This window comes from Streptomyces sp. NPDC029216 (genome assembly GCF_040648015.1).
GTDB lineage: Bacteria > Actinomycetota > Actinomycetes > Streptomycetales > Streptomycetaceae > Streptomyces.
Window position 1 is genome coordinate 60,423 of sequence record NZ_JBEZWL010000005.1, and the last position, 24,301, is coordinate 84,723.

General features: G+C 74.1%; 22 protein-coding genes and 1 pseudogene. 9 read left to right on the forward strand and 14 right to left on the reverse strand.

What is annotated here, in order from left to right; translation table 11 throughout:
* Window positions 1-50: 50 nt before the first annotated feature.
* Window positions 51-845 (forward strand): alpha/beta fold hydrolase, encoded by a 795-nt coding sequence (locus AB0F18_RS03495; protein ID WP_362054534.1) that lies wholly within the window; start codon window positions 51-53, stop codon window positions 843-845.
* A gap of 60 nt (window positions 846-905) precedes the next feature.
* Here the strand turns inward: AB0F18_RS03495 and AB0F18_RS03500 are convergent, their stop codons facing one another.
* From AB0F18_RS03500 to AB0F18_RS03530, 7 genes are all read right to left on the reverse strand, one after another.
* On the reverse strand, window positions 906-1,088 hold the full coding sequence (locus AB0F18_RS03500) for a DUF5302 domain-containing protein (protein ID WP_362054537.1): 183 nt from the start codon (window positions 1,086-1,088) through the stop codon (window positions 906-908).
* Window positions 1,089-1,179: 91 nt separating this feature from the next.
* Window positions 1,180-2,397, reverse strand: a complete 1,218-nt coding sequence (locus AB0F18_RS03505) for a hypothetical protein (RefSeq protein WP_362054540.1) — start codon at window positions 2,395-2,397, stop codon at window positions 1,180-1,182.
* A gap of 157 nt (window positions 2,398-2,554) precedes the next feature.
* The gene (locus AB0F18_RS03510; protein ID WP_362054543.1) at window positions 2,555-2,857 is read right to left on the reverse strand and encodes an antibiotic biosynthesis monooxygenase family protein; all 303 of its coding nucleotides are present in this window, start codon (window positions 2,855-2,857) and stop codon (window positions 2,555-2,557) included.
* Window positions 2,858-2,897: 40 nt separating this feature from the next.
* The gene (locus AB0F18_RS03515) at window positions 2,898-4,520 is read right to left on the reverse strand and encodes a class I adenylate-forming enzyme family protein (RefSeq protein WP_362054546.1); all 1,623 of its coding nucleotides are present in this window, start codon (window positions 4,518-4,520) and stop codon (window positions 2,898-2,900) included.
* A gap of 98 nt (window positions 4,521-4,618) precedes the next feature.
* A complete protein-coding gene (locus AB0F18_RS03520) occupies window positions 4,619-6,376 on the reverse strand; it encodes a condensation domain-containing protein (protein ID WP_362054549.1) in 1,758 nt (585 codons plus the stop codon).
* On the reverse strand, window positions 6,373-7,341 hold the full coding sequence (locus AB0F18_RS03525) for an aromatase/cyclase (RefSeq protein ID WP_362054552.1): 969 nt from the start codon (window positions 7,339-7,341) through the stop codon (window positions 6,373-6,375). Before AB0F18_RS03525 ends, AB0F18_RS03520 begins: the two co-directional genes overlap by 4 nt.
* Window positions 7,342-7,473: 132 nt before the next feature.
* Window positions 7,474-9,117 carry a class I adenylate-forming enzyme family protein gene (locus tag AB0F18_RS03530; RefSeq protein ID WP_362054555.1) on the reverse strand — a complete coding sequence of 548 codons (1,644 nt, stop codon included), beginning with the start codon at window positions 9,115-9,117 and terminating at the stop codon, window positions 7,474-7,476.
* A 183-nt stretch (window positions 9,118-9,300) separates the two neighbouring features.
* On the opposite strand from AB0F18_RS03530, the gene ccrA reads away from it, so the two are divergent.
* Together ccrA and argG are read left to right on the forward strand one after the other, a co-directional pair.
* Complete coding sequence (gene ccrA / locus AB0F18_RS03535) at window positions 9,301-10,653, forward strand: crotonyl-CoA carboxylase/reductase (RefSeq protein WP_362054558.1); 1,353 nt, start codon at window positions 9,301-9,303, stop codon at window positions 10,651-10,653.
* 74 nt (window positions 10,654-10,727) lie between these two features.
* Window positions 10,728-12,182 (forward strand): argininosuccinate synthase, encoded by a 1,455-nt coding sequence (argG, locus tag AB0F18_RS03540; RefSeq protein ID WP_362054561.1) that lies wholly within the window; start codon window positions 10,728-10,730, stop codon window positions 12,180-12,182.
* Between the two features lie 23 nt (window positions 12,183-12,205).
* Here the strand turns inward: argG and AB0F18_RS03545 are convergent, their stop codons facing one another.
* Window positions 12,206-12,820 carry a TetR/AcrR family transcriptional regulator gene (locus AB0F18_RS03545; protein ID WP_362054564.1) on the reverse strand — a complete coding sequence of 205 codons (615 nt, stop codon included), beginning with the start codon at window positions 12,818-12,820 and terminating at the stop codon, window positions 12,206-12,208.
* Between the two features lie 57 nt (window positions 12,821-12,877).
* Here AB0F18_RS03545 and AB0F18_RS03550 point away from each other — a divergent pair, with 57 nt between their 5' ends.
* Window positions 12,878-13,783, forward strand: a complete 906-nt coding sequence (locus AB0F18_RS03550) for a DUF2867 domain-containing protein (protein WP_362054567.1) — start codon at window positions 12,878-12,880, stop codon at window positions 13,781-13,783.
* Window positions 13,784-13,789: 6 nt separating this feature from the next.
* On the opposite strand, the gene AB0F18_RS03555 is transcribed toward AB0F18_RS03550, so the two are convergent.
* Genes AB0F18_RS03555 through AB0F18_RS03570 form a run of 4 tightly spaced genes read right to left on the reverse strand, consistent with a single transcriptional unit; the run spans window position 13,790 to window position 18,403 of the window.
* Entirely contained in the window at window positions 13,790-14,704 is a 915-nt protein-coding gene (locus AB0F18_RS03555) for an MBL fold metallo-hydrolase (RefSeq protein ID WP_362054570.1), read from the reverse strand.
* Window positions 14,701-15,960 (reverse strand): ketosynthase chain-length factor, encoded by a 1,260-nt coding sequence (locus AB0F18_RS03560; protein ID WP_362054573.1) that lies wholly within the window; start codon window positions 15,958-15,960, stop codon window positions 14,701-14,703. Before AB0F18_RS03560 ends, AB0F18_RS03555 begins: the two co-directional genes overlap by 4 nt.
* Window positions 15,957-17,228, reverse strand: a complete 1,272-nt coding sequence (locus tag AB0F18_RS03565) for a beta-ketoacyl-[acyl-carrier-protein] synthase family protein (RefSeq protein ID WP_362054576.1) — start codon at window positions 17,226-17,228, stop codon at window positions 15,957-15,959. The genes AB0F18_RS03560 and AB0F18_RS03565 overlap by 4 nt, the downstream gene beginning before the upstream one ends.
* A complete protein-coding gene (locus tag AB0F18_RS03570; protein ID WP_362054579.1) occupies window positions 17,225-18,403 on the reverse strand; it encodes a DegT/DnrJ/EryC1/StrS family aminotransferase in 1,179 nt (392 codons plus the stop codon). The genes AB0F18_RS03565 and AB0F18_RS03570 overlap by 4 nt, the downstream gene beginning before the upstream one ends.
* A 174-nt stretch (window positions 18,404-18,577) precedes the next feature.
* On the opposite strand from AB0F18_RS03570, the gene AB0F18_RS03575 reads away from it, so the two are divergent.
* The 5 genes and pseudogenes from AB0F18_RS03575 to AB0F18_RS03595 all read left to right on the forward strand — a co-directional run.
* Entirely contained in the window at window positions 18,578-19,381 is an 804-nt protein-coding gene (locus tag AB0F18_RS03575) for an SDR family NAD(P)-dependent oxidoreductase (RefSeq protein ID WP_362054582.1), read from the forward strand.
* 63 nt (window positions 19,382-19,444) lie between these two features.
* Complete coding sequence (locus AB0F18_RS03580) at window positions 19,445-20,398, forward strand: aromatase/cyclase (RefSeq protein WP_362054585.1); 954 nt, start codon at window positions 19,445-19,447, stop codon at window positions 20,396-20,398.
* Complete coding sequence (locus tag AB0F18_RS03585; protein ID WP_362054588.1) at window positions 20,395-21,243, forward strand: oxidoreductase; 849 nt, start codon at window positions 20,395-20,397, stop codon at window positions 21,241-21,243. The genes AB0F18_RS03580 and AB0F18_RS03585 overlap by 4 nt, the downstream gene beginning before the upstream one ends.
* Window positions 21,244-21,306: 63 nt before the next feature.
* The gene (locus AB0F18_RS03590) at window positions 21,307-21,906 is read left to right on the forward strand and encodes a dihydrofolate reductase family protein (protein WP_362054591.1); all 600 of its coding nucleotides are present in this window, start codon (window positions 21,307-21,309) and stop codon (window positions 21,904-21,906) included.
* A 26-nt stretch (window positions 21,907-21,932) separates the two neighbouring features.
* A pseudogene (locus tag AB0F18_RS03595) lies at window positions 21,933-22,061 on the forward strand (IS5/IS1182 family transposase); the annotation flags it as partial.
* 12 nt (window positions 22,062-22,073) lie between these two features.
* Here the strand turns inward: AB0F18_RS03595 and metK are convergent.
* A complete protein-coding gene (metK, locus tag AB0F18_RS03600; RefSeq protein WP_362054594.1) occupies window positions 22,074-23,282 on the reverse strand; it encodes a methionine adenosyltransferase in 1,209 nt (402 codons plus the stop codon).
* Window positions 23,283-23,393: 111 nt separating this feature from the next.
* A complete protein-coding gene (locus tag AB0F18_RS03605) occupies window positions 23,394-24,182 on the reverse strand; it encodes an AfsR/SARP family transcriptional regulator (protein ID WP_362054597.1) in 789 nt (262 codons plus the stop codon).
* Window positions 24,183-24,301: the final 119 nt, after the last annotated feature.

Consider the following 24,301-nt stretch of genomic DNA (forward strand, 5'->3'; position numbering starts at 1 on the left):
AGAGGTGCGGCGCGAGCCGCCCGACGGCCGAGAGAAACGGATCCTTCCCCATGGCGGACCCCCAGGATCTGCACGACCTGTGGCTCAGGCAGTACCACCCGGCTCCGGAGGGCGGGCCCACCCTCGTCTGCTTCCCCTACGCGGGCGGGGCCGCGAGCAGCTTCCGCCCGCTCTCCGAGGCGATGTCGCCCGGGGTGCGGGTGCTGTCGCTCCAGTACCCGGGCCGCCAGGACCGCCGGGCCGAGCCCGTCCGTACGGACCTGCACGCCCTCGCGGACGAGATCACGCGGGTCCTGTCCTCCTGCGTCGAGGGCCCGCTGGTCTTCTTCGGCCACAGCATGGGCTCGACGCTCGCCTACGAGACCGCGCGGCGGCTGGAGGCCGGGGCGGACGGGGAGCGGGTCCTCGGCCTGGTCCTGTCGGGGCGCCGCGGGCCGGGCACGGTCCGCCACGAGACGGTCCACCTGCGGGACGACGCGGGGATCGTCGAGGAGGCCGTGCGTCTGGACCGCGGCAACGCCGCCCTGCTCGCCGACCCGGACATCGCCGCGATGGCGCTGCCGGTGCTGCGCGGCGACTACACGGCGGTGGAGACGTACACGCCCCGGCCGGGCGCACGGCTGCGCTGCCCCGTCAGCGTGCTCACCGGGGACGCCGACCCGCAGGTGACGGCCGAGGAGGCCGCCGCCTGGGCCCGTGCCACGGACGGCGCCTTCCGCCTCCGTACCTTCCCGGGCGGCCACTTCTACCTCAACGCACAGCGGGCCGAGGTGAACACGGCCCTGGCCGAGGACCTGGCCGCGTTCGTGAGCACCGATGAGCGGGTCCTGCATTCCGCCGGATGATCCCGGGGTGATGCGGGGCCCGGAATTCGGGGCTCGGAATGCGGGGCTCGGAATGCGGGGTCAGCCGGACTTGCGGCGGAAGGTCCGGCTCTGGCCGTTGGGGCCGCTGGAGCCCTTGATCTTCAGTCGGCCCTCGTGGTGGGCCTGCTGCGAGCGGGCGTTGCGGGCCTTGCGCTCCAGGGCCTCACGGAACTTTTCCTTGCCCTCGGCCTCGTCGGCGTGGTTTTCCGGCGTATCGGTCATGGGTTGCCTCCTGGGCCAGGAAAAAACAAACGTACTGCTGGAGCCCCTTGAGTGTGGCATCCGAGCCGCCCCATGGCGACCCATTTTTGTATCAATGACGCAATTCCTGCGGGGGGTTCGGAAAGGGGGTGTTCCCGGCGACGGGCTGGCGCGCCGGGGCCCGCAGGACGGGCGAGCGCAGGCGGGTCACGGGGTCGCCGTCGGCGCGCAGGCCCGGGAGGGTTTCGGCGAGGGTGCGCAGCGCGGCGCGGGCGACGGCCCTGATCAGGTGCGCGGACAGCGCGAAGTGCAGGTCGGCGCAGAGCCCGAACGGCGGGGCGTCCGGCGCGGCCTGCGGGTCGCGGTTGACGGCGGCGACGAGGAGGGTGACGCGGGCGCCCTCGGGGAGGTCGGTGCCGGCGAGGGTGACGGCGGAGCGCACGGCGCGGGACTCCAGGCGTACGGGGGGTGCCGTGCGCAGGGTGTGCTCGACGGCCTCCCCGGCGCGGGCGGGGTCCTCGGCGAGCCGCCGCCAGCCGCCGGGTTCGTCGAGCAGCAGGCGGACGGCGTTGGACAGGAGGACGGCGGTGGGTTCGGCCGCACTGAGGGCCATGACCTGCGAGGCGCGCACGGTGTCGGCGGTGGACGTGTGCAGGGCCTCGGTGAGGAGGCCGGCGAGGGCGGTCTCCGCCGCCTCGGCGGCCCGCGCGGTGGCGTGGGGCTGGGGGCACAGCAGGCCGTCAAGGACGTAACGGCAGTGGGGCAGCAGGCGGGAGAACCGCTCGTGCGCGGCCTCGGGCAGGCCGAGCTGTTCGGCGAGCACGGGGCCGGTCAGGCGGCGGGCGAAGTCCTCGGCGAGGTCGAAGCGGTCGCCGAGCGCGGCCAGGACCGTACGGGACCACGTGGCCGTCCGCTTCTCCACGCAGTCGGCGTCGTCCGCCCACAGCAGGGGCCCGCCGAAGGCGGTGAGCGCGGCGAGCGGCGCGGCGGAGGCGCGGTCGAGGGTGAGGACGGCGCTGCGGAAGGGGGGAGGGTCCCCGCCGGGGGCGTCGGCGGCGGGGGCGTCGAAGGCGGGGTGCGTGGTGATCTCCTGGGCGACGGCCCGGTCGGCGGTGACCCAGGTGTCCAGCAGGGTGCTGTGGTGGAGCGGGCCGAGGGCGCGGACGGCCTCCTCGGCGGCGTCGGCCTCTGCGGCGCCGGCGCGCAGGACCAGGGCGTACGGGTCGGCTTCGATGCCGGCGAACCACTGGGCGGCCCGGACGAGCCGGTACCTGCGGTCCCTGCGGGCCGTGCCCCGGCCGGCGTCCTCGGTCAGCGGCTCGGAGGTCATGTCGCTCCTCGTCGTCGGTCGCGTCCGGGCCGCCCGTCCGGGGCCGTGGCCGGGGCAGCAGCATGACACCCCGCCGGGCGCCACGGCACCGGGCGCGCGGGGGCATTCGGGCGCTGCGGGAGGTGGCCGACGCCGTCGGAGCGCAGAGCGGTCCCGGTCAGGCGGCGGTGGCGGGGGCCTGCTCGGGGAGCGTCTCGTACAGGCCCTGCTCGCGGGTGGCGAGGCCGGAGAGCTCCCGGGCCAGTTCGCGGAAGTCCTCGGTGGTGACGGCGGCGCGGTGCGCGGCGGCGTCCTCCCAGACGGAGAGTTCCACGAAGAAGTTGGCGGTGCCGACCAGCCTCAGGGTCTGGTGGCTGACGCAGCCGGGCTGGGCGCTCACGAAGCGGGTGAGGCGGTCCTTGGCGTCGAGGAAGCGTACGAGGTCGCCGTGGACGTTCAGCTTGTTGACGTAGGTCACCATGACGGGCGCTCCATTTCGTACAGGGGTCGGGGGGCGGGTGTCAGACGGTCGCCTCGGCGGCCGCGCGGGTGCGGATGCTGCGGCGCAGCACGCCCCGTACGGGCTTGCCGACGGGTGTGCGCGGGACGGCGTCGATGGCTTCGACGCGGCGGATGCGCTCGAAGGGCGCGAGGCGCTCGTTGGCGCGTTCGGCGATCTCCTCCAGCACGTGCGCGGGGTCGGCCCCGGCCGGGTCCCGGTCGCGCAGGACGATGCCGGCCCAGGTGACGGCGCCGTGGACGGCGTCGGGCCAGCCGACGACCGCGCATTCGGCGACCCGGGGGTCGGAGCCGAGGACCCGCTCGACGGCGCTGGGCGAGACGAGTTCCCCGTCGTGGAGGAAGACGTCGCCGAGCCGGTCGACGAGGAACAGCTCCCCGTCCGGGCCGATCCGGCCGACGTCCCCGGTGGAGAACCAGCCGTCGGGTCCGGCGGCCGGCTCGTCGCGGCCGAGGTAGCCGGCCATCAGCTGCGGGCCGCGCACCTGCACCTCGCCGCTCTCCCCGGGGGCCAGCGGGACGCCGGTGTCGGGGTGGACGACGCGGCAGGCGGTGCCGGGCACGGGGCGGCCGACGGAGCCGGTGCCGGTCGTGGCGTCGGGGCTCTGGCAGTGGGTGAGCGGGGAGAGTTCGGTCATGCCGTAGCCCTGGACGACGGGTACGCCGAGCCGCTCGGCGAGGATCCGGGCCGCGGCCGGGTTGAGGGCGCTGCCGCCCGACAGGACGACGGACAGCCGGGGGCCGGCGGGCAGGCCGGCGGCGCTCAGCTGCTCGTCGGCGGCGAGCCGGTGCAGGCGGGCGGGCAGCCCGTAGTAGTGGGTGGCGCCGGTCCGTTCGGCGAGGGCGAAGGAGGCGAGCGGGTCGGGGTCGGGGCACAGCACCTGGCAGGCGCCCGCGTAGACCGCCGAGTTGAGGTGCATCGGCTGGTACAGCGGGAGGTGGTTGAGGGTCGTGGAGTCCTCGCCGAGGCGATGGGCGAGGGCGGTCTGGACGGCGTTGGCGACGAGGCTGCGGTGCGTCAGCCGTACGCCCTTGGGGCTCGCGGTGGTGCCCGTCGTGAACTGGACGCACGCCTCGGCGTCGAGGTCCACGGCGACGGCCGGGCGCGGGGCGGCGGGCCCGGCGGCGGGTGCGACGGCGTCGAGTACGAGGTCCAGCGGGACGGCGGCGCCGGGGACCGGGCCGCCGTCCTCGGCGCCGGTGACCAGCACCAGGGACAGGCTCTCGGGCTTGTCGGCCAGGGAGCAGAGCGTCTCGGCGGCGGCGCGGGGGGCGAAGGCGAGCTCGGCGCCGGACGCGGCCAGCACCTTGGCCATCCGGGCCGGTGAGAGCAGCGGGTTGAGGATGACGACGGTGTTGCCGCTGCGGACGGTGGCGTAGTAGGCGGCGGCGAACTCCGCGTCGAGGGTGTTCACGACGGCGACGCGGGCCCCGCGCCGGCCGACCGAGCACTCCAGGAAGGCGGCGATCCGGTCGGCGCGGGCGTCGAGCTCGCCGAAGGTGAGCGTCTGCGCCCCCACGCGCAGCGCCGGGGCCCCGGGGGCCCGCAGGGCCGCGCGGCGCAGCAGTCCGTCCAGCGGCAGGTGCGGCAGGTGCGGCAGTTCCTGATGGTCGGGTGTCGGCACGGCTCTGCTCCCCTCTGCGCTGCGTCCCGGCGGGCGGCAGGGCCCTCCCACCGTCCGCTCCGGTGCTTGAAAGGTCTTCGAAGAGCGCTTGAATCCGGCTAGGCCTTGCGTCCGGCGGCGGTCAGGGCGCGGGAGAGTTCGCGGTCGTCGGCGGCGACCGCGACCGGCGGCCGGCTCCAGCCGTACGCGGCGACCCGTCCGGCGACCTCGTGCGCGAGGGCCTCCGCGCCCGGGTGGCCGCCGAGGACGACGGGCTCCCCGGCGGCCAGCGCGGGGGCCAGCGCGGTCAGGGCGGCCGTGGCCCGCGGGGCCGTGGACAGCAGGGCCCGCGGTCCGCGCCGGCCGCGCGCGAGGCCGTCGTAGCAGTCCTCGGGGGCGCCGGGCGGCCGCAGCAGGCAGACCAGTCCGGCCCCGGGGGCGGCGGCCGCGCGCAGGGTGCGGGGTGCCGGGTCGGGGCGCGGGGCGGCCAGGGGCAGGGGGGCGCCGTCGAGCAGCCGCAGCGCCTCGGTGACGGTGGCCCCGGGGCCGGCCGTGTCGGGGAGGCCGCGCAGCAGGCGGGTGGTCTGCCAGAGGATCTCGGCGGCGTCGCCGTCCGCGATCCGGGTCCGGTCGTGGACGGCGGTCAGGACCAGGCCGCCGTCGCGGTCGTGGCGGGCCGTCAGCGCGAGCGGGGCGCCGGTGTACGCCTCGGCGGCCTCCGGCGGGCCGGTGCCGGTGACGGGGGGCGGGCCTTCGGGGGGCCGGAAGTCGAGCACGGATTCGGTGAGCGGCTCGTACGGGTCGCGGCCCGACCAGCGGTGGACCTGCCCGGCCGAGACCCACTCGTACGCGGCGAGGTCGACGGCCCGGTCCGTGAGGGCGGCGAGCAGCGCGGACAGGGGGGCGTCGGGGCGGACCTCCACGGCCACCGGGAGCGCGCCCAGCAGCGGGCCCGGCAGCCGGTCGGCGCCGTCGAGGGGGATGGCCCGTCCGGACACGGCGGCGGCGAAGGCCACCGGGACGGTGTGCGGGAGCGCGTCCGGGCCGCCGTGCGCGCGGTAGAGCAGGAGCGCCCACGCGGCGTGGAGGGCGGTGCTCTCGGCGGCGCCGCGGGCGGCGGCCCAGGCGCGCAGCCGGGCGGCCTCGGGCGGGGTGAGCCGCTGCCGGGTCCGGCCGTGTCCGCGCTGGTGCGTGGGGCGGCCGCGGTCGCCGGCCGGGAGGGTGGCGGAGCCCGCGGGCGGGGCGGCGTACGCCCAGAACGCGCGGGCGGCGGCCGGGTCGCGGGAGCCGATCCACTGGAGGTGGTCGCTCAGGTCGGGCCGGCGTTCGCCGCCGCGGTGGCGGCCGTCGGCGGCGTGGACGCGGCGGAAGGAGTCGACGAGGTGGCCGGCGCTCGCCGGGTCGAGCAGGGCGCGGTGGTAGGTGAGCAGGACCCGGGTCGAGCCGCCGGGCTCCTCCAGGAGGGCGATGCGCAGCGGGTCGGGCCGGGTCAGGTCGAACTCGCGCATCCGTTCGGCGGCGAGCAGGGCCTCCCAGTCGGCGCCGCCCGCGCGGTGGCGGACGATCAGCGGGCCGGCGTCCCGGTGGACGGCGAAGCCCGGCAGGCGGGTGCCGGGCCCGGCCGGGGCGAGCGCGGTGCGCAGGACCGCTTCCCGGTCGGTGACGGTCTGCCAGGCCCGGGTGAACCGCTCGGTGTCGAACGGCCCGTGCAGGCGCCAGTGCAGCTGCCCGGTGTGCAGGCCCCGGCCGGGGTGGGTGAGGCTGTCGAGCAGGACGTCGATCTGGAGGGGGGCGGCGGGGTGGACCCGCGGCCGGGGTGCGGCGAGGGACCGGGACGCCGTGGCCGGGCGCGGGCCGTCGCCGTGGCGGCCGGTCACCGCCTCGCGCTCAGGGTGGGCACGGCGGTCTCGGCGTGCCGCCGGGCGAGGTGCAGGACGCGGGTGGAGGCGCCGCCGATGCTGCGGCGTACGTGGTCGCGGGCCTGGGCGAGGTCGGCGCCGGGGCCGAGGACCGGCTCGATGTCCTCCGCGCGCAGCAGGACCTGGTGAGAGGCGATGGCGGTGACCCCGGTCTCGTCGGGGTCGACCGACCATTCGCCGGTGTGCGCGGCGATCAGCCGGGGGGTGCGGGTCTGCTTGTGGACGATCCGGCCGGCGTGCGGGAAGCAGACGCGTACGGATTCGCTGGTGTCGGCGGTGCCGTCGGCGGCGAGGCTGTCCATGGCCAGCAGCTGGACGCCCGTACGGTCCTCGGTCACGTGTGCGCGGGTGACCTCGGGCAGGTGGAGGGGCCAGTCCCCGGCCCGGTACAGGAAGTCGTAGACGAGTTCCGGGGGTCCCTCGACGCGCACGGAGTCCTCGAAGGACAGCAGGAGGCCGTCCAGGGCGGTCCACTGTTCGGCGGTCCGCTTCAGCTGCTCCAGTTCGGCGTGGCTGTTGCCGTCGGTGGCCTCGGCGAGCCACCGGGCGCCGGCCGGGTCGCCGGCGGCCGCCGCGAACCGGTGGTGCAGCGTCAGGCGCGAGTGCCCGCTGCCCCGTTCGGTGACCTCCCAGCGGCCGCTCATGGCGGTGGCGGGGGGCGCGGGGACCTCCTGGTGGAAGTCGATGGTCCGCCGCGTGGGGTCCAGGGAGCGCCGGGACACCCAGGACGTGACGGTCCCGTTCGCGGTCGCCCACATCCCGAAGCGGTCACTGGTCCCGTCGAAGTCCAGCCGCTCCACGTGGATGCTGGGCGGGACGAACAGCGGCCACTGGGTCGTGTCCGCGAGCAGCGCGTAGACCACGCCCGCGGGGGCGGCCACGTCCACCGAGTACGACGTGTGCTGCACACGCTCACCTGACATCGGCTCACACCTCTCTACCTCGGCTCACCAACTTCGCGCGAGTCGGCGGAGGTACGCTCGAAAGCTCCTGGACCCCGGCTGTACGGGCCGTCCACGGGCTCTCGCGAGGTCTTGCAGAGGGAGGCCCCGGCCTCAGAGGGAGGCTTCGGCCGCCGCCCGCTGCCGCAGCCCGCGGCGCAGGGAGCGCCGCTCGGGCTTGCCGGCGGGGGTGCGGGGCACGGAGCCGAGGACCTCGACCCGCCGGATCTGCTCGTGCGGGCCGAGCTGGTCGTTGGCCGTCTCGACGATGGAGTCGAGTACGTCGAGCAGCCCGGGCGCGGTCGGGTCGCACAGGACGAGCCCGAGCCAGACGACGGCTCCGTGGATCGGGTCGGGCCAGCCGACGACGACGCAGTCCGCGACGCGGGGGTCGGCGGCGAGGACGGATTCGACGGCGGTGGGCGAGACGAGTTCGCCGTCGTACGTGAAGACGTCGTCGAGGCGGTCGACGAGGTACAGCTCCCCGTCCGGGCCGATGCGGCCGACGTCCTTGGTGGAGAACCAGCCGTCCTCCCCGGCGGCGGGCCCGCTCTCGCCGAGGTAGCCGGCCATCAGCTGGGGTCCGCTCACCTGCACCTCGCCCGTCTCGCCGGGGCCGAGGGGGACGCCGGTGCCGGGGTGGACGATGCGGCAGGCGGTGCCGGGGACGGGGGCGCCGACGGAGCCGGTGCCGGCGGTGTCGCCGGGGCGCTGGGAGTGGGTGAGCGGGGCGAGTTCGACCAGGCCGTAGCCCTGGAGGACGGGCACGCCGAGCCGCTCGGAGAGCAGGCGGGCGTCGGCGGGGGCCAGGGCGCTGCCGCCGGAGAGGACGGCGGTGAGCCGGTCGAGGGCCGGGCCGGCGGGGAGGGGGAAGCCGGGCAGTTCCCCGGCGCCGGGGAGTTCGGCGTGGCGCAGGTCGGCGGCGAGCTGGTGCAGCCGGGCGGGCAGCGTGTAGAGGTGGGTGGCGCCGGTGCGGGCGGCCATGCGGAGGGCGGCGGCGGGGCGGGGGCAGGCGCACAGGACCTGGCAGGCGCCCGCGAGGACGGCGGAGTTGAGGTGCATCGGCTGGTAGAGCGGCAGGTTGTTCAAGGCCACCGAGCCGGAGTCGAGCCGGTGCGCGGCGGCGGTCTGCGCGGCGTTGGCGACGAGGTTGCGGTGGGTCAGCAGGACGCCCTTGGGCCGGCCCGTGGTGCCGGTGGTGAACTGCACGCACGCCACGGCGTTCAGGTCGACGGGGGCGTCCGGGTCCGGGCCGGACGACGCCGGGGCCCGGTCCAGGGCGACGGCCAGCGGCAGGGCGTCGGCGGGCACGATCCCGTCGGGGGCGTCGGTGACGACGATCTCGCGCAGCAGCGGCAGCCGGTCGGCGGTCTTGACGAGCTGCTCGGCGGCGGCGGTGGGCAGGAAGGCGATCTCGACGTCGGCCACCTCGCACACGCGGCGCAGGCCGGCCGCCCGGATCAGGGGGTTGAGGAGGACGACGGTGTTGCCGCTGCGGACGGTGCCGTAGTAGGCGGCGGCGAAGTCCTCGTCGAGGGTGTTGGCGACCCCGACGCGGGCCCCGCGGCGGCCCAGGGCGTGCTCCAGGTAGGCGGCGAAGCGGTCGGCCCGCGCGTCGAGTTCGGCGAAGGTGCGGATGCCGTGGGGGGTGCGGAGCGCGCAGGCGGCGGGGTCGCGTTGGGCGGCCCGGCGCAGCAGTCCGTCCAGCGGCAGTTCCCTGCGGGTCGGTTGCGGGCGGCTGAGGCGGTAGATCGGCACGGCGCGTCCTCCTGAATCGGGCTGATCCCTGTGTCCCTGCTCGCTGATCCCTGATCCCTGATCCCTGATCCCGACGGCTCACGGTCCGCACCCCCGGTTGAGGGCGCTTCGAAAGGGGCTCGATCCCGCCACCGTCGAGTCCTTCTCCAGTGGGTCTCGACGCCCCCGCCGCACCCTGCCCGCATGGACGAGATCCTGCAGGCGCTGCTCTCCGAGAACGCGGTACCGGCCGACTTCGCGGCGCTGCCGCTGCCGGAGTCGTACCGGGGCAACGTGGTCCGCCGCGACGAGACGGACATGTTCGCGGGGATCCCCTCGGGAGAGAAGGACCCGCGCAAGTCCCTGCACCTGCAGGAGGTGCCGACGCCGGAGCCGGGGCCGGGCGAGGCGCTGGTCGCGGTGATGGCGAGCGCGATCAACTACAACACCGTGTGGAGCTCGATCTTCGAGCCGCTGCCGACGTTCGGGTTCCTGGAGCGCTACGGCCGCCTGTCGGAGCTCACCCGCCGCCACGACCTCCCGTACCACGTGCTGGGCTCGGACCTGGCGGGCGTGGTGCTGCGCACGGGCCCCGGGGTGAACCGGTGGAAGGCGGGGGACCGGGTGGTCGCGCACTGCCTGTCGGTGGAGCTGGAGTCCGCGGAGGGGCACGGCGACACGATGCTCGACCCGGAGCAGCGGATCTGGGGCTTCGAGACGAACTTCGGCGGCCTGGCGGAGCTGGCCCTGGTGAAGTCGAACCAGCTGATGCCCAAGCCCGAGCACCTGACCTGGGAGGAGGCCGCCTCCCCGGGCCTGGTGAACTCGACCGCCTACCGCCAGCTGGTCTCCCGCAACGGCGCCGGGATGAAGCAGGGCGACAACGTCCTGGTCTGGGGCGCGAGCGGCGGCCTCGGCTCGTACGCGACGCAGCTGGCGCTGGCCGGCGGCGCGAACCCGGTCTGCGTGGTGTCCTCCCCGGAGAAGGCGGAGATCTGCCGTGCGATGGGCGCGGAGGCGGTCATCGACCGCAGTGCCGAGGGGTACCGGTTCTGGAAGGACGGGCAGACCCCGGACCCGCGCGAGTGGAAGCGCTTCGGCGGGCGCATCCGGGAGCTGACCGGCGGCGAGGACGTGGACATCGTCTTCGAGCACCCGGGCCGCGAGACCTTCGGCGCGAGCGTCTACGTGGCCCGCAAGGGAGGCACGATCGTCACCTGCGCCTCGACCTCGGGTTTCCGGCACGAGTACGACAACCGCTACCTGTGGATGTCGCTGAAGCGGATCATCGGCTCGCACTTCGCGAACTACCGCGAGGCCTGGGAGGCGAACCGGCTCGTCGCCAAGGGGAGGATCCACCCCACGCTGTCGAAGGTCTACCCGCTGGAGCAGACCGGCCAGGCCGCGTACGACGTGCACCGCAACCTGCACCAGGGCAAGGTCGGCGTCCTCGCGCTGGCCCCCGGGGAGGGCCTGGGGGTACGGGACCACGAGCTGCGCGCGAAGCACCTGGAGGCGATCAACCGCTTCCGCCTCGTCGATCACCAACGGCATTAACGGCGTTAACGCCGTTAATGCAGGAAGACACTCTTCCACTTGCATGAACATGCATCGTTCTGCATACTCATCCCATGTCTAAGGTCCTCACCTCCCTTCCCGTCGGCGAGCGCGTCGGCATCGCCTTCTCCGGCGGACTCGACACCTCCGTCGCGGTCGCGTGGATGCGCGACAAGGGCGCCGTCCCGTGCACCTACACCGCCGACATCGGCCAGTACGACGAGCCCGACATCGCCTCGGTGCCCGGGCGCGCCCAGGCCTACGGCGCCGAGATCGCGCGCCTGGTCGACTGCCGCGCGGCGCTGGTCGAGGAGGGCCTGGCCGCACTGACCTGCGGCGCGTTCCACATCCGCTCCGGCGGGCGCGCCTACTTCAACACCACCCCGCTCGGCCGCGCCGTGACCGGCACCCTGCTGGTCCGCGCGATGCTGGAGGACGACGTCCAGATCTGGGGCGACGGCTCGACCTTCAAGGGCAACGACATCGAGCGGTTCTACCGCTACGGCCTGCTCGCCAACCCGCACCTGCGGATCTACAAGCCCTGGCTGGACGCGGACTTCGTGACCGAGCTCGGCGGCCGCAAGGAGATGTCGGAGTGGCTGCTGGCCCACGGCCTCCCCTACCGGGACAGCACGGAGAAGGCGTACTCCACCGACGCCAACATCTGGGGCGCCACCCACGAGGCCAAGACCCTGGAGCACCTGGACACCGGCGTCGAGACCGTCGAGCCGATCATGGGCGTCCGGTTCTGGGACCCCTCGGTCGAGATCGCCGCCGAGGACGTGACCATCGGCTTCGAGCAGGGCCGCCCCGTCACGATCAACGGCAAGCAGTTCGGCTCTCCCGTCGACCTGGTCATGGAGGCCAACGCCATCGGCGGCCGCCACGGCATGGGCATGTCCGACCAGATCGAGAACCGGATCATCGAGGCGAAGAGCCGCGGCATCTACGAGGCGCCCGGCATGGCCCTGCTGCACGCCGCGTACGAGCGCCTGGTCAACGCCATCCACAACGAGGACACCCTCGCCCAGTACCACAACGAGGGCCGCCGCCTCGGCCGGCTGATGTACGAGGGCCGCTGGCTGGACCCGCAGGCCCTGATGGTCCGCGAGTCCCTCCAGCGCTGGGTCGGCGCGGCCGTCACCGGCGAGGTGACCCTGCGGCTGCGGCGCGGCGAGGACTACTCGATCCTCGACACCCAGGGTCCGGCGTTCAGCTACCACCCGGACAAGCTGTCCATGGAGCGCACCGAGGACTCGGCCTTCGGCCCGGTGGACCGCATCGGCCAGCTGACCATGCGCAACCTCGACATCGCCGACTCCCGCGCCAAGCTGGAGCAGTACGCCGTCCTCGGCCTGATCGGCAGCGGCAGCCCCGCCGTCGGCGCGGCCCAGGCGGCCGCGACCGGGCTGATCGGCACCATGCCGGAGATGCCCGAGGGCGGCGCCGAGGCCATCGCCTCGCGCGGCGAGGTCTCGGCCGACGAGGCGCTGCTGGACCGCGCCGCGATGGAGTCCGGCACCGACTAGCGGATCTTCGTCACCCCCGCTCCTCACCGAGGGTCAGCGGCCGAGCCCTTGAGGAGCGCGTCGGTGACCGTGGCGAGGTAGGCGGGGTCGGCGGGTACGGAGTCCGGGGCCGCGTGGGCCAGTTGGGCGTGGCCCACGTAGCTGGTGTAGGCGAGGACTCCGCGCCGGCGGGCCTCGGCCGGCGGGAAGCCGAGCAGTTCGAAGAGATGCGCGAGGTAGCCGATACGGCGCTCGCTGACGCGGGCGAGCGCCGCCGCCACCTCGGGGTGGTCGCTCGCGGCGAGCAGCCGCACCTCCAGGGGGTTCTCGGCGGCCGAGACGGTCGCCGCGCGCAGCAGCGCGCCCAGACGTGCGGCGGCGTCGGGTTCGGCGGCCTCCATGGCCGTGATGACCCGCTCGGTGGCCAGTTCCTCCCAGCGGGCGAGGGCCGCCGAGACGAGCGCGTCCCGGTTGGCGAAGTGCCAGTAGAAGCTGCCCTTGGTGGTGCCCAGGCGGGCGGCGAGGGGTTCGACGGCGACCCCGGCGAGGCCGCGTTCGGCCAGCGCGGCCAGGGCCGCGTCCGCCCAGTCCTCGGCGGTGAGGCGCTTGCGGGGGCTTCGGCGCCCCTCGGGGTTCTGGGGGTCCCGGTGCTCGTGCATGGGTCCATACGCTAGCGTACGGTGGTGGAACATACGCTCCCGTATGGAGGCCCGGTGATGCGCGGTATGCGCACGGTACGCAATGCCCACCACAGGATCGTCCAGGCTCCGGCCGAGACCGTCGGCGCCCTCCTGGACCGGCTCTCCTCGCCGGACGACCCGCTCTTCCCCACCCCCGTCTGGCCCGCGATGGTCCTCGACCGCCCGCTGGGCCCCGGCGCCGACGGTGGCCACGGCCGGGTCCGCTACCGGGTCACCGCCTACGAACCGGGGCGGTCCGTCCGCTTCGACACCACCGACGACGGAATCGGTACGGGCTTCCACCGTTTCGACGTCGAACCCCTCGGCCCCGGCCGCTGCCGGATCTCCCACGTGCTGGAAGTGACCATGGGCGCCCGGGCCTTCGCCCTGTGGAAGCTGGCGATCCAGCCCGTCCACGACACGATGGTCGAGGAGGCGTTCGACAACGCCGAGCGGGCCGCCCTCGGCTCACTGCCGCACCCGCCGGCCCGCCGCTCGCCCCGTGCCCTGTTCTTCAACCGCCTCTTCTGGGCGCGGCCCGCCGCCGTATCCGTCCCCGCCGGCGCCCGCCTGCTGCACGAGGCCGTCGGGCGGCCCGACTTCGCCGACGCCTGGCGGATGCCGCTGAAGCCGGGCATGGACCGCGACCCGGACGCCTGGCGGCACGTCCTGCCCTTCCCCGTGCGCGGTCAGGCCACCCAGGAGCTGCTGGTCGGCAAGGACGCCTCCCACCTGGACTTCCGCTCCTCGGTCCTGCTCGACGAGGACTCCGTGACGCTGTCCACCGCCGTACGGATCCACAACACCCGCGGCCGGCTGTACTTCACGCTCGTCCGCCACGTGCACCCGTACATGGCCCGGCTGATGCTGTGGCGGGCCCACCGCCGCCTGGCGTTCGCCACCCGCCCCTCCGGCGAACGCAACGGCCCTGTTCTCGTATAGCCGGCGTCAGGCGGCGCAGGCGGGGAGGCCGCCGTGGAACTCGACCATCTCGCGGAACATCCCGTCGACGTCGAGGGGGTGCCCCGGCGCCGCGCCCGCCGCCTCGGCGTAGGCGCGGTGCAGGTTCGGCACGAGCCGCTCGCTGTCGAGGAGCTCCGCGTACGGGCCGAGGTCGGCCTCCTGCGCGGCCTCCAGCGGGGTCAGCCCCGCCGCGGCCCCCTCGGCGGCCAGCCGCTGGACGAGGCGCAGGTAGCCGGCGGTGGCGTCGAGCAGCTCGGGGCCGCCGACCGGCCCGTGACCCGGGACGACGGTCCGCGGGCCGAGGGCGCGCAGCTCCTCGACGGCGGCGAGCGAGCCGGAGACCGAACCGGTCAGGCAGAACGGCGTGGCCCCGGACATCACGACGTCCCCGGTGAACAGGACCCGCTGCTGCGGCAGCCAGACCACCGTGTCTCCGGCGGTGTGGGCGGTCCCCGGGTGGATCAGCTCGGCCCGGACCTCCCCCAGCCGCAGGGGGAGCCGGTCGCGGAAGGTCAGCCCCGGCAGCTCCACGCGGACCTCGCCCCAGGGGACCTCGGGCCACAGGCCGGTCAGGTGCAGTCCGGCGAGGGCCATCTCGTCCCGCGCCCCCTCGTGCGCGACGACCAGGGCCCGGTCGGCGAAGAACCGGTTGCCGAACGTGTGGTCGCCGTGCGCATGGGTGTTCACCACGAAGCGCGGGGCCTCGGGGGTGGTCCGGGCGACCGCCTCCTTCAGGGCCCGTGTCCGGGCCTCGGTGGCGGCCGTGTCGATCAGCACGGACCGGCCGGGCGAGACGATGAGCCCGGCGTTGTTGAGGCACCAGCCGCCGTCCGGCTGGAGGTACGCGTAGACGTGCTCGGCCACCTCGGCCATCCGGGGCCCACCGCCGCTGCCGCTCATCGTCCCCGGACCACCATGGCCGCGTTGAAGCCGCCCCGGCCCCGGGCCAGGACCAGCGCCGTGCGCAGCCGGCCGGGCCGGCGCACCTCGGTGACCAGGTCGAGGGGGCAGTCCGCGGCGGGCGGGCCGGCGTGGACGGTCGGCGGGATCACCCCGTGGCGCAGCGAGAGCAGGGCGGCGGCCAGGTCGAGGGAGGCGCCGCCCGCGGCGAGCCGGCCCGTCATGGTCTTGGGCGCGGTCACCGGGACCCCGTACTCCCCGAACAGTTCGGTGAGGGCCGCTGCCTCGGCCCGGTCGGCCTCGCGCCGCCCGGCCGCGTCGGCGAAGACCACGTCCACGTCGGCGGGGGCCAGCCCGGCCTCGCGCAGGGCCAGCGCGGCGGCGTCGCGCAGCCGGGGTGCGCCGCCCGAGCCGGGCGGCGGGTCGAAGGTGGCGGCGTAGCCGGCGACCTCCCCGTAGGGGCGGGCGCCGCGCTCGCGGGCGGCGGCCGCGTCCTCCAGGACGAGCAGCGCCCCGCCCTCGCCGACCACGTGCCCGCCGGCCTTCTCGGAGAAGGGCAGGTAGGCGCGCTCGGGGTCCTCGACGGTGCTGAGCTCCCCGGAGGCGAGGTGGGCGGCCCAGCCCCAGGGGCAGAGGGAGGAGTCCATACCGCCCGTGACGACCAGCCGGATGCCCTTGCGGAGCTGGCGGCGGGCCTGGGCCACCGCGTCGAGCCCGCCGGCCTGCTCGCTGACGAGCACGCTGTTGGGGCCGCGCATCCCGTTCTTGATGGAGATCTGGCCGCTGTTGACGGCGTAGAACCAGGCGAAGGACTGGTACGCGCTGACGTACTGGCCGCCCTTGCTCCACAGGGCCTGGAGCTCGCGCTGGCCGAACTCGTAGCCGCCCGCCGAGCTGGCGGTGATCACGCCGGCCGCGTAGTCGGGCAGCTCGGCCGGGTCCACCCCGGCGTCGGCGAGGGCCTCGTCGGCGGCGGTGAGGGCGAGCCGGGTCACCTGGTCGGTCTGCGGGAGCAGCCGGCCGGGCAGGTGCTCGGCGGGGTCGAAGCCCCGGACCTCGCCGGCCAGCTTGGCCGGGTACTGCGCGGCGTCGAAGCGGCTGACCGGGCGGATGCCGCTCTCGCCGCGCAGGACCGCGCTCCACCACGCCGCGGTGCCCAGGCCGTTGGGGGCGGCGACGCCGATCCCGGTGATCACGGGGGCTGCGGAGGCGGCCGCCGAGGACATCACGGGGGCGACTGCGGTCTGCGTGCTCATGCGGCGGCTCCCAGGCGCGGGCGGGTGAGGATCATGGCGCTCTGGAAGCCGCCGAAGCCGCTGCCCACGCTGAGGACGGTGTCGGTACGGTGCTCGCGGGCGGTCAGCGGGATGTAGTCCAGGTCGCAGCCCGGGTCGGGGTGGTGCAGGTTCGCGGTCGGCGGGACCGTGTTGTGCTCGATGGCCAGGGCGCTGGCGGCCACCTCCAGGGAGCCGATCGCGCCCAGCGAGTGCCCGATCATCGACTTGATGGAGCTGACCGGGACCTCGTAGGCGTGCTGGCCGAGGCTGCGCTTGAAGGCGGCGGTCTCGTGCCGGTCGTTCTGCTTGGTGCCGGAGCCGTGGGCGTTGACGTAGTCGACGGCGGTGGCGGGCAGGCGGGCCTCGTCGAGGGCGACGGTGATGGCCTCGGCCATCTCGCGGCCCTCGGCCTTCAGTCCGGTCATGTGGTAGGCGTTGCCCCGGCTGGCGAACCCGGCGATCTCGGCGTAGACGTGGGCGCCGCGCCGGCGGGCGCTCTCCAGCTCCTCCAGGACGAGGATCGCCGAGCCCTCCCCGAGGACGAACCCGTTGCGGGTGGCGTCGAAGGGGCGGGAGGCGGTCTCGGGGTGGTCGTTGCTGGGGGAGGTGGCCTTGATGGCGTCGAAGCAGGCCACGGTGATCGGCGAGATCGGGGCCTCGGTGGCGCCGGTGACCATCACGTCGGCGCTGCCCTCGCGGATCAGCTCCACGGCGTGGCCGATGGAGTCGAGGCCCGAGGTGCAGCCGGTGGAGACCATGGAGACCGGTCCCTGGGCGCCGACGCGCCAGGCCACCTCGGCCGCCATCGAGCTGGGCACGAAGTAGTCGAACAGGTGGGGCACGGCGAGGGTGTGGTCCACCTGCCAGGTGGAGCCTCCCCGGCTCACCGCGTTGTACTCGGTGTCCAGGCCGGTGGTGCAGCCCACGGCGCTGCCCAGGGTGACGCCCGTGCGCGTCGGGTCCAGGGCCGCGGTGTCGAGCCCGCTGTCGCGGATCGCCTCGTCGGCGCTGACCAGCGCGAACTGTGCGGCCCGGTCGAGGCGGGCGGCCTCCTCGGGGGCGAACCCGTGGGCGAGCGGGTCGAAGTCGGCCTCGGCGGCGATCCGCGAGCGGAAGCCGGAGGCGTCGAAGAGGCTGATGGCACGGGTCGCGGTCCGCCCGGAGGTGAGCCGGGCCCAGTACTCCTTGGTGCCCACTCCCCCGGGTGCGACCACGCCGATCCCGGTGATGACGACGCGTCGGTTCATGGGGTGTCCTTCACGGTGAGTCCTTCGTCGGTACTGTCGGCGAGGCGCGAACGCACCGACCTGCGCAGCGAGTCGATGACGGTGGTCACGTCCGCGTCGCTGAGCCCCGGGTGCAGGGGCAGGCGCACGGTGCGGTCGACCGCCCAGTCGCAGGAGGGCAGCGGGGCCGCGGGGTGCTCCTCGTCGCGGTCGGCCCCGAACCGGTGCAGGGGCGCGTGGTGGGAGGTCGTGTAGATCTCGTCGGCCAGCAGGTCGGCCACGACGCCGTCCTTGATGGCGGGCTCCAGCTGCACCCAGTACAGGCAGTCCGTGGACTCGTGGCCCTCGGGCAGCGGCGGGGGCGTCAGCAGCCCGTCGGTCCCGGCCAGCTCCCGGTCGTAGCGGGCGGCGATCTCGCGGCGCCGGGCCACCATCTCGGGGAGCCGGCGCAGCTGTACGGAGCCGATCGCGGCGGTCAGGTCGTTGCCGGTGATGCCGCGCCCGTACTCGGGCAGGTCCGGCTCGCCCGGCAGGGCGGCGTGGCCGAAGCCGCTGGCGCGCACCAGGCCGCGCCGCGCGAGGAGGCGGGTGCGGGCGGCCCGTTCGGGGTCCTTCGCGTAGACCATGCCGCCGTCGCCGGTGACCAGCACCCGGCCCGGGTCGAAGCTCCACACGGCGAGGTCGCCGAAGGTGCCGGCCGGCCGGCCGTCGGCGCGGGAGGCGACCGAGCAGGCGCCGTCCTCGATCAGGGCGATGCCCAGCTCGCGGCAGCGTGCGGCGATCCGGACGATGTCGCCGGTGCGGCCGCCGTAGTGCAGGAAGAGGACCGCGCGGGTGCGGTCCGTGAGGGCGGCCTCGACGTCCTCCAGGGACGGGTTGAGCGTGCGGCGGTCGACGTCGCAGAAGACGGGACGGCCGCCGCGCGCGGCCACGGCCTCGGCGGTGGCGGGCAGGCCCAGGGAGGGCAGCACGACCTCGTCGCCCTCCTGGAGGCCGAGGGTCTCGACGGCCAGGTGCAGGGCGGTCGTGCCGGAGCTGGTGAACACGACGTGGTCGGGTTCGATGCCCAGGTGTTCGGCGAAGGCCGTCTCGAAGGCCTTGGTGCGCCGTCCGCTGCCGAGTCTGCGGTCGTGGAACACCCCGGCGACCGCGTCGAGTTCCTCCGCCCCGACCTGGGGCTGAAACAAGTTGATCATGGTCGCCTCTCGCGTGCGGGTGTCTCCCCGATCTTGTCGACCGCCGCTCGACACCCGATGGAGGACCGGTGGTCCCCCGCGTCCGGGAGCCGGTCCGAGACGCCTTCGAGTACCCCTCCATCGCGGTGACGGATCCTCCGCGTGCGCCACCAGTCGATTCACCGAGGAGTTCTCATGCCCGACCAGGCCCAGGATCAGGACCACACCAAGCGCGTCGCCATCGTCACCGGAGCGACCAGCGGTATCGGCCTGGAGGCGGCCCGCACCCTGGCCGCCCAGGGGCACCGGGTCTTCATCGGCGCCCGCGACGCCGACAACGTCGCCCGGACCGTCAAGGAGCTCACCGCCGAGGGCCTGGAGGTCGACGGCGCGAGCGTGGACGTGCGCAGCGGCGAGGGCGTGCGCGCCTGGGTCGAGGCGGCCGTCGAGCGCTTCGGCACCATCGACGTGGTGGTCAACAACGCCGGCCGCTCGGGCGGCGGCGTCACCGCCGACATCACCGACGAGCTCTGGTACGACGTCATCGAGACCAACCTCAACAGCGTCTTCCGCGTCACCCGCGAGGTGCTGAACACCGGCGGCATGCGCGCCAAGAACCGCGGCCGGATCATCAACATCGCCTCCACCGCGGGCAAGCAGGGCGTGGTCCTGGGCGCCCCGTACTCGGCGTCCAAGCACGGCGTGGTGGGCTTCACCAAGGCCCTGGGCAACGAGCTGGCTCCGACGGGCATCACCGTCAACGCCGTCTGCCCCGGCTACGTCGAGACGCCGATGGCCGAGCGGGTCCGCCAGGGCTACGCCGCCGCGTACGAGACCACCGAGGAGGCCGTGCTGGAGAAGTTCCAGGCCAAGATCCCCCTCGGCCGCTACTCCACCCCGCAGGAGGTCGCCGGACTCGTGGGCTACCTGGCCTCCGACACCGCGGCCTCCATCACCTCGCAGGCCCTCAACGTCTGCGGCGGTCTCGGCAACTTCTGAGCCCGCACCGCCCGACCACGTACGCACGTACGCGTGAACGACCCGAATCCGAGGAGCAAGACCATGCCGCAGCCCGGCCTGCGTGAAGTGGAGCACGAGATCACGGTCTCGGCCCCGGCCGCCGCCGTGTACCGGTTGATCGCCGAGGTCCGTAACTGGCCGCGGATCTTCCCCCCGACCATCTACGTGGACCACACCCCGCAGGGCGGGAACGAGGAGCGCATCCGGATCTGGGCCACCGCCAACGGCGAGGCCAAGAACTGGACCTCCCGCCGCACCCTGGACCCGGAGAAGCTGACGATCACCTTCCGCCAGGAGGTCCCGGCTCCCCCGGTCGCCGCGATGGGCGGCACCTGGATCATCGAGCCGCTCTCCGAGGGCGAGTCCCGGGTGCGCCTGCTGCACGACTACCGGGCCGTCGACGACGACCCGGCGAAGCTGGAGTGGATCGACAAGGCGGTCGACCGCAACTCGCGCTCGGAGCTGGCCGCGCTGAAGACGAACGTCGAGCACGCCCACGCCACCGAGGACCTGACGTTCTCCTTCGAGGACACGGTCCGCGTCGAGGGCTCCGCGAAGGACGTCTACGACTTCGTCAACGAGGCGGACCTGTGGCCCGAGCGGCTGCCGCACGTGGCGGTCGTCCGGCTGACCGAGGACACCCCCGGCCTCCAGGAGCTGGAGATGGACACCCGGGCCAAGGACGGCTCCGTCCACACCACCAAGTCCTACCGGGTGACCTTCCCGAACGAGCGGATCGCCTACAAGCAGACGACGCTGCCGGCGCTGATGAGCCTGCACACCGGCTACTGGACGTTCGCCGAGGACGGCGAGGGCGGCCTGTCCGCCTCCTCCCAGCACACGGTGACGATCAACACCGAGAACATCACCCGCGTCCTGGGCCCCGAGGCCACGGTCGAGGACGCCAAGGCGTACGTGCGCACCGCGCTCAGCACCAACAGCACCGCCACCCTCAACCACGCCAAGGCCTTCGCCGAGCAGCGGGCCCGTCGATGACGGACGGGACGCCTCGGGTCTGGTTCGTCACCGGCGCCTCCCGGGGCCTGGGGCGGGCCGTCGCCGAGGTCGTCCTGGAGGCCGGCGACACCGTGGTCGCCACGGCCCGCCGCGTCGAAGCGCTCGCCGGACTCGTCGAGCGCTTCGGCGACCGGGTGCTCCCGATGACCCTGGACGTCACCGACCGCTCGGCGGTGTTCGCCACCGTGGCCGAGGCCGGGGAGCGGGCCGGGCGGATCGACGTCCTGCTCAACAACGCGGGGTACGGGCTGGCCGGCGCGGTGGAGGAGGTCTCCGAGCGCCAGGTGCGCGACCAGTTCGAGGTGAACTGGTTCGGCGCGCTGTGGACCACGCAGGCCGTGCTGCCGCTGATGCGCCGCCAGGGCGGCGGGCACCTCCTGCAGATGTCCAGCGTCGCGGGCGTCACCACGTACCCGAACCTGGGCATGTACTGCGCGAGCAAATGGGCCCTGGAGGCCATGGGCGAGACCCTGGCCCAGGAGGTCGCCGGCTTCGGGATCAAGGTCACCCTGATCGAGGCCGGCGAGTTCCGGACCGACTGGAGCGCGTCCTCCATGGTGCGGGCCACGCCCAAGACCGCGTACGACTCCGTGCTCGCCCAGCGCCGGCACGGCCTGTCGGGAGCCTTCGCCCACCTCCAGCCCGGCGATCCGCGCCGGGCCGGGGTGGCACTGCTGAGGCTCCTCGAAGCCGAGGAGCCCCCGCTGCGGGTGCTGCTGGGGACCAGCGCGGCCGACCGGGCCCCGGCCGTACTGCGCGAGCGGCTGACCGTCTGGGAGGCCTGGGACCCCCTGGCCCGGACGACGGACTTCCCGCCGGCCTAGGGCCTGACCCGCTCATGATCATAAGGTCGTCTGACCACATGTCAGCCATCTGGGAGATCACTCGTGCGCAAGCTCGTGTACTTCATCGCCGCTACCCTGGACGGCCACATCGCCGCCCCCGACGGCGGCGACCCCACCGGCCCGGACGGCTTCTGGCCGATCGGCCCGGACTACCTGGAGCAGCTGGTCACCGAGTACCCGGAGACGCTCCCCGGTCCGGCCCGTACCGCCCTGTCCATCACCGCCGAGGGAACCCACTTCGACACCGTGCTCGAAGGCCGCCACACATACGAGATCGGGGTCAAGGCCGGAATCGACGACGCCTACCCGCACCTCAAGCACGTGGTGTTCTCCCGCAGCCTCACCTCCGTCCCCAGCGCCGCCGTCGAGCTGGTCGGCACCGATCCGGTCGAGAAGGTCCGCGAGCTCAAGCAGAAGGACGGCAAGGACATCTGGCTCTGCGGCGGCGGCGAACTGGCGGGCCTGCTGTACCCCGAGATCGACCGGATGATCGTCAAGCTGTCCCCGATCACCACCGGCACCGGCATCCCGCTGCTCGGCCGTAAAACCGGCTTCGACGTCCGGCAGTGGGAGCTGACCGCCCACACCGTCCTGCCGAGTGGCGTCCTCTTCCTCACCTATGACCGGCCCTCCGCTGCGTGACGCGCCCCGCGGACGACGGCGACCTGTACTCGAGCCGGGCAATCCGCCGCCTGCTGCGGCGCCGGGGCATCGCCGTCACGATCCCCGAGCGCCGCGAGCAGGTGGACAACCGCCGACGGCGCGGAGCCCTCGGCGGTCGGCCGCCCGCCTTCGAGCCTTAGGCTCCCTTAGAGCCCGGCCGCCGCGCGCAGGGCGTCGGCGCGGTCCGTGCGCTCCCAGGTGAAGTCGGGGAGCTCGCGGCCGAAGTGGCCGTAGGCGGCGGTCTGCGCGTAGATCGGGCGCAGCAGGTCCAGGTCGCGGATGATGGCGGCCGGGCGGAGGTCGAAGACGCTGGAGACCGCCTCCTGGATCCGCTCGTCGGGCAGGGTGCCGGTGCCGAAGGTCTCCACGAAGAGGCCGACGGGCTCGGCCTTGCCGATCGCGTACGCGACCTGCACCTCGCAGCGGGCCGCGAGGCCGGCGGCGACGACGTTCTTGGCGACCCAGCGCATCGCGTACGCCGCCGAGCGGTCCACCTTCGACGGGTCCTTGCCCGAGAAGGCACCGCCACCGTGGCGGGCCATACCGCCGTAGGTGTCGATGATGATCTTGCGGCCGGTCAGGCCTGCGTCACCCATCGGGCCGCCGATCTCGAAGCGCCCGGTCGGGTTGACCAGCAGCCGGTACCCCTCGGTGTCCAGCTTGATGCCCTCGGCGGCCAGCTGCCCGAGCACGTGCTCGACGACGAACTCCCGGATGTCCGGGGTGAGCCGCACCTCCAGTGCGATGTCGGCGGCGTGCTGCGTGGAGACCACGACCGTGTCGAGCCGGACCGGCTTGTCCCCGTCGTACTCGATGGTGACCTGCGTCTTGCCGTCGGGCCGCAGGTAGGGAACGATCGCGCTCTTGCGCACCTCGGACAGGCGCCGGGACAGCCGGTGCGCGAGGTGGATCGGCAGCGGCATCAGCTCGGGGGTCTCGTCGCAGGCGTAGCCGAACATCAGGCCCTGGTCGCCGGCGCCCTGCCGGTCGAGCTCGTCCTCCTCGCCCTCGACCCGGGACTCGTACGCGGTGTCCACGCCCTGCGCGATGTCCGGTGACTGGGCGCCGATGGACACGGAGACCCCGCAGGAGGCTCCGTCGAAGCCCTTGTTCGAGGAGTCGTAGCCGATCGCCAGGATCTTCTCGCGGACGAGCTGGGCGATCGGGGCGTACGCCTTCGTCGTCACCTCCCCCGCGATGTGCACCAGGCCGGTGGTGATCAGGGTCTCGACGGCCACGCGCGAGGTGGGGTCCTGGCGCAGCAGCGCGTCGAGGACGGTGTCGCTGATCTGGTCGGCGATCTTGTCGGGGTGGCCCTCGGTCACGGACTCCGAGGTGAACAGACGACGGGACATGCGGCTTCCTCCTGTGTAGGCCCGGTGCACGGCCCTGTGCACGGCCGGAACCGCGACGGTCTCCGACCGCCCTGGAGCCGCACTCGAACGCGGCGGACGCCCGGCCGCGGCTCAGACCGCGGCGGTCGCCGCGACCCGCTCGCCGCGCGCCGGGCTCAGCAGCCCCCCGTGGAGCCTCTTGAGCTCCGCGGAGGGCTCCAGGCCCAGTTCCTCGGCGAGCAGCAGGCGCACCTTCTGGTAGGCCTGCAGGGCCTCCGCCCGCCGTCCGGCGGCGCCGAGCGCGCCGATGAGCCGGCTGTGGAACCACTCGTTGAGCGGGTAGTCGTTGATGAGCTTGCGCAGCTCGGGTATCGACTCCCGGTGGCGGCCCAGCGCCTCCTGCGCCTCGATGCGGGTCTCGTAGGCCCTGATGCGCAGCTCCTCCAGGTGCACGATGTGCCCGGCGAGCACGTCGCCGGCGGGGAAGTTCGACAGGGCGGGCCCGCGCCACAGGTCGAGCGCCTGGCCGACCGTGCGCAGCGCCCGCTGCGGCTCCTCCTCGGCCAGTTCCCAGCGGGCCCGGGTGACGAGCCGCTCGAAGATCCGTACGTCGACCTCGGAGTCCTCGACGCTCATCACGTAGCCGGAGGGGCTGGTGACGATCAGGCAGCGGCCGGCGGGCGCCAGCTCCTCCTGGGTGAACATCCGGCGCGCGTGGTAGACGTACGTCTGGAGGGTGGTGACGGCGCTGCGCGGGGGGTTCTCGCCCCACAGCTCCCGGATGAGGGCCTCGGCGGTGACGATCTCGCCGGGCCGGGTGAGCAGCAGCGCGAGCGTCTGGCAGACCTTGGGGGTGCCGGGCTGGTAGGTCCTGCCGTCGTCGGTGACGATCTCGAACGGGCCGATGAGATTGAAGCGCATGGAAGATGACTCCTCATCAGCGAAACGGCGCAAGGGAGGGCGGGCGGGCGGACGGCCGGAATTAATTGAAGTCTCTTGGGTGCGCATGTGAAGGTCAACGGCCGGTATGTCAGAACGCG

Bases quoted from the DNA above. Each gene is read 5' to 3' on its own strand.
- AB0F18_RS03495 (WP_362054534.1), top strand. From the start codon at position 51: ATGGCGGACCCCCAGGATCTGCACGACCTGTGGCTCAGGCAGTACCAC.
- AB0F18_RS03500 (WP_362054537.1), bottom strand. From the start codon at position 1,088: ATGACCGATACGCCGGAAAACCACGCCGACGAGGCCGAGGGCAAGGAA.
- AB0F18_RS03505 (WP_362054540.1), bottom strand. From the start codon at position 2,397: ATGACCTCCGAGCCGCTGACCGAGGACGCCGGCCGGGGCACGGCCCGC.
- AB0F18_RS03510 (WP_362054543.1), bottom strand. From the start codon at position 2,857: ATGGTGACCTACGTCAACAAGCTGAACGTCCACGGCGACCTCGTACGC.
- AB0F18_RS03525 (WP_362054552.1), bottom strand. From the start codon at position 7,341: ATGTCAGGTGAGCGTGTGCAGCACACGTCGTACTCGGTGGACGTGGCC.
- ccrA (WP_362054558.1), top strand. From the start codon at position 9,301: ATGGACGAGATCCTGCAGGCGCTGCTCTCCGAGAACGCGGTACCGGCC.
- argG (WP_362054561.1), top strand. From the start codon at position 10,728: ATGTCTAAGGTCCTCACCTCCCTTCCCGTCGGCGAGCGCGTCGGCATC.
- AB0F18_RS03545 (WP_362054564.1), bottom strand. From the start codon at position 12,820: ATGCACGAGCACCGGGACCCCCAGAACCCCGAGGGGCGCCGAAGCCCC.
- AB0F18_RS03550 (WP_362054567.1), top strand. From the start codon at position 12,878: ATGCGCGGTATGCGCACGGTACGCAATGCCCACCACAGGATCGTCCAG.
- AB0F18_RS03555 (WP_362054570.1), bottom strand. From the start codon at position 14,704: ATGAGCGGCAGCGGCGGTGGGCCCCGGATGGCCGAGGTGGCCGAGCAC.
- AB0F18_RS03560 (WP_362054573.1), bottom strand. From the start codon at position 15,960: ATGAGCACGCAGACCGCAGTCGCCCCCGTGATGTCCTCGGCGGCCGCC.
- AB0F18_RS03565 (WP_362054576.1), bottom strand. From the start codon at position 17,228: ATGAACCGACGCGTCGTCATCACCGGGATCGGCGTGGTCGCACCCGGG.
- AB0F18_RS03570 (WP_362054579.1), bottom strand. From the start codon at position 18,403: ATGATCAACTTGTTTCAGCCCCAGGTCGGGGCGGAGGAACTCGACGCG.
- AB0F18_RS03575 (WP_362054582.1), top strand. From the start codon at position 18,578: ATGCCCGACCAGGCCCAGGATCAGGACCACACCAAGCGCGTCGCCATC.
- AB0F18_RS03580 (WP_362054585.1), top strand. From the start codon at position 19,445: ATGCCGCAGCCCGGCCTGCGTGAAGTGGAGCACGAGATCACGGTCTCG.
- AB0F18_RS03585 (WP_362054588.1), top strand. From the start codon at position 20,395: ATGACGGACGGGACGCCTCGGGTCTGGTTCGTCACCGGCGCCTCCCGG.
- metK (WP_362054594.1), bottom strand. From the start codon at position 23,282: ATGTCCCGTCGTCTGTTCACCTCGGAGTCCGTGACCGAGGGCCACCCC.
- AB0F18_RS03605 (WP_362054597.1), bottom strand. From the start codon at position 24,182: ATGCGCTTCAATCTCATCGGCCCGTTCGAGATCGTCACCGACGACGGC.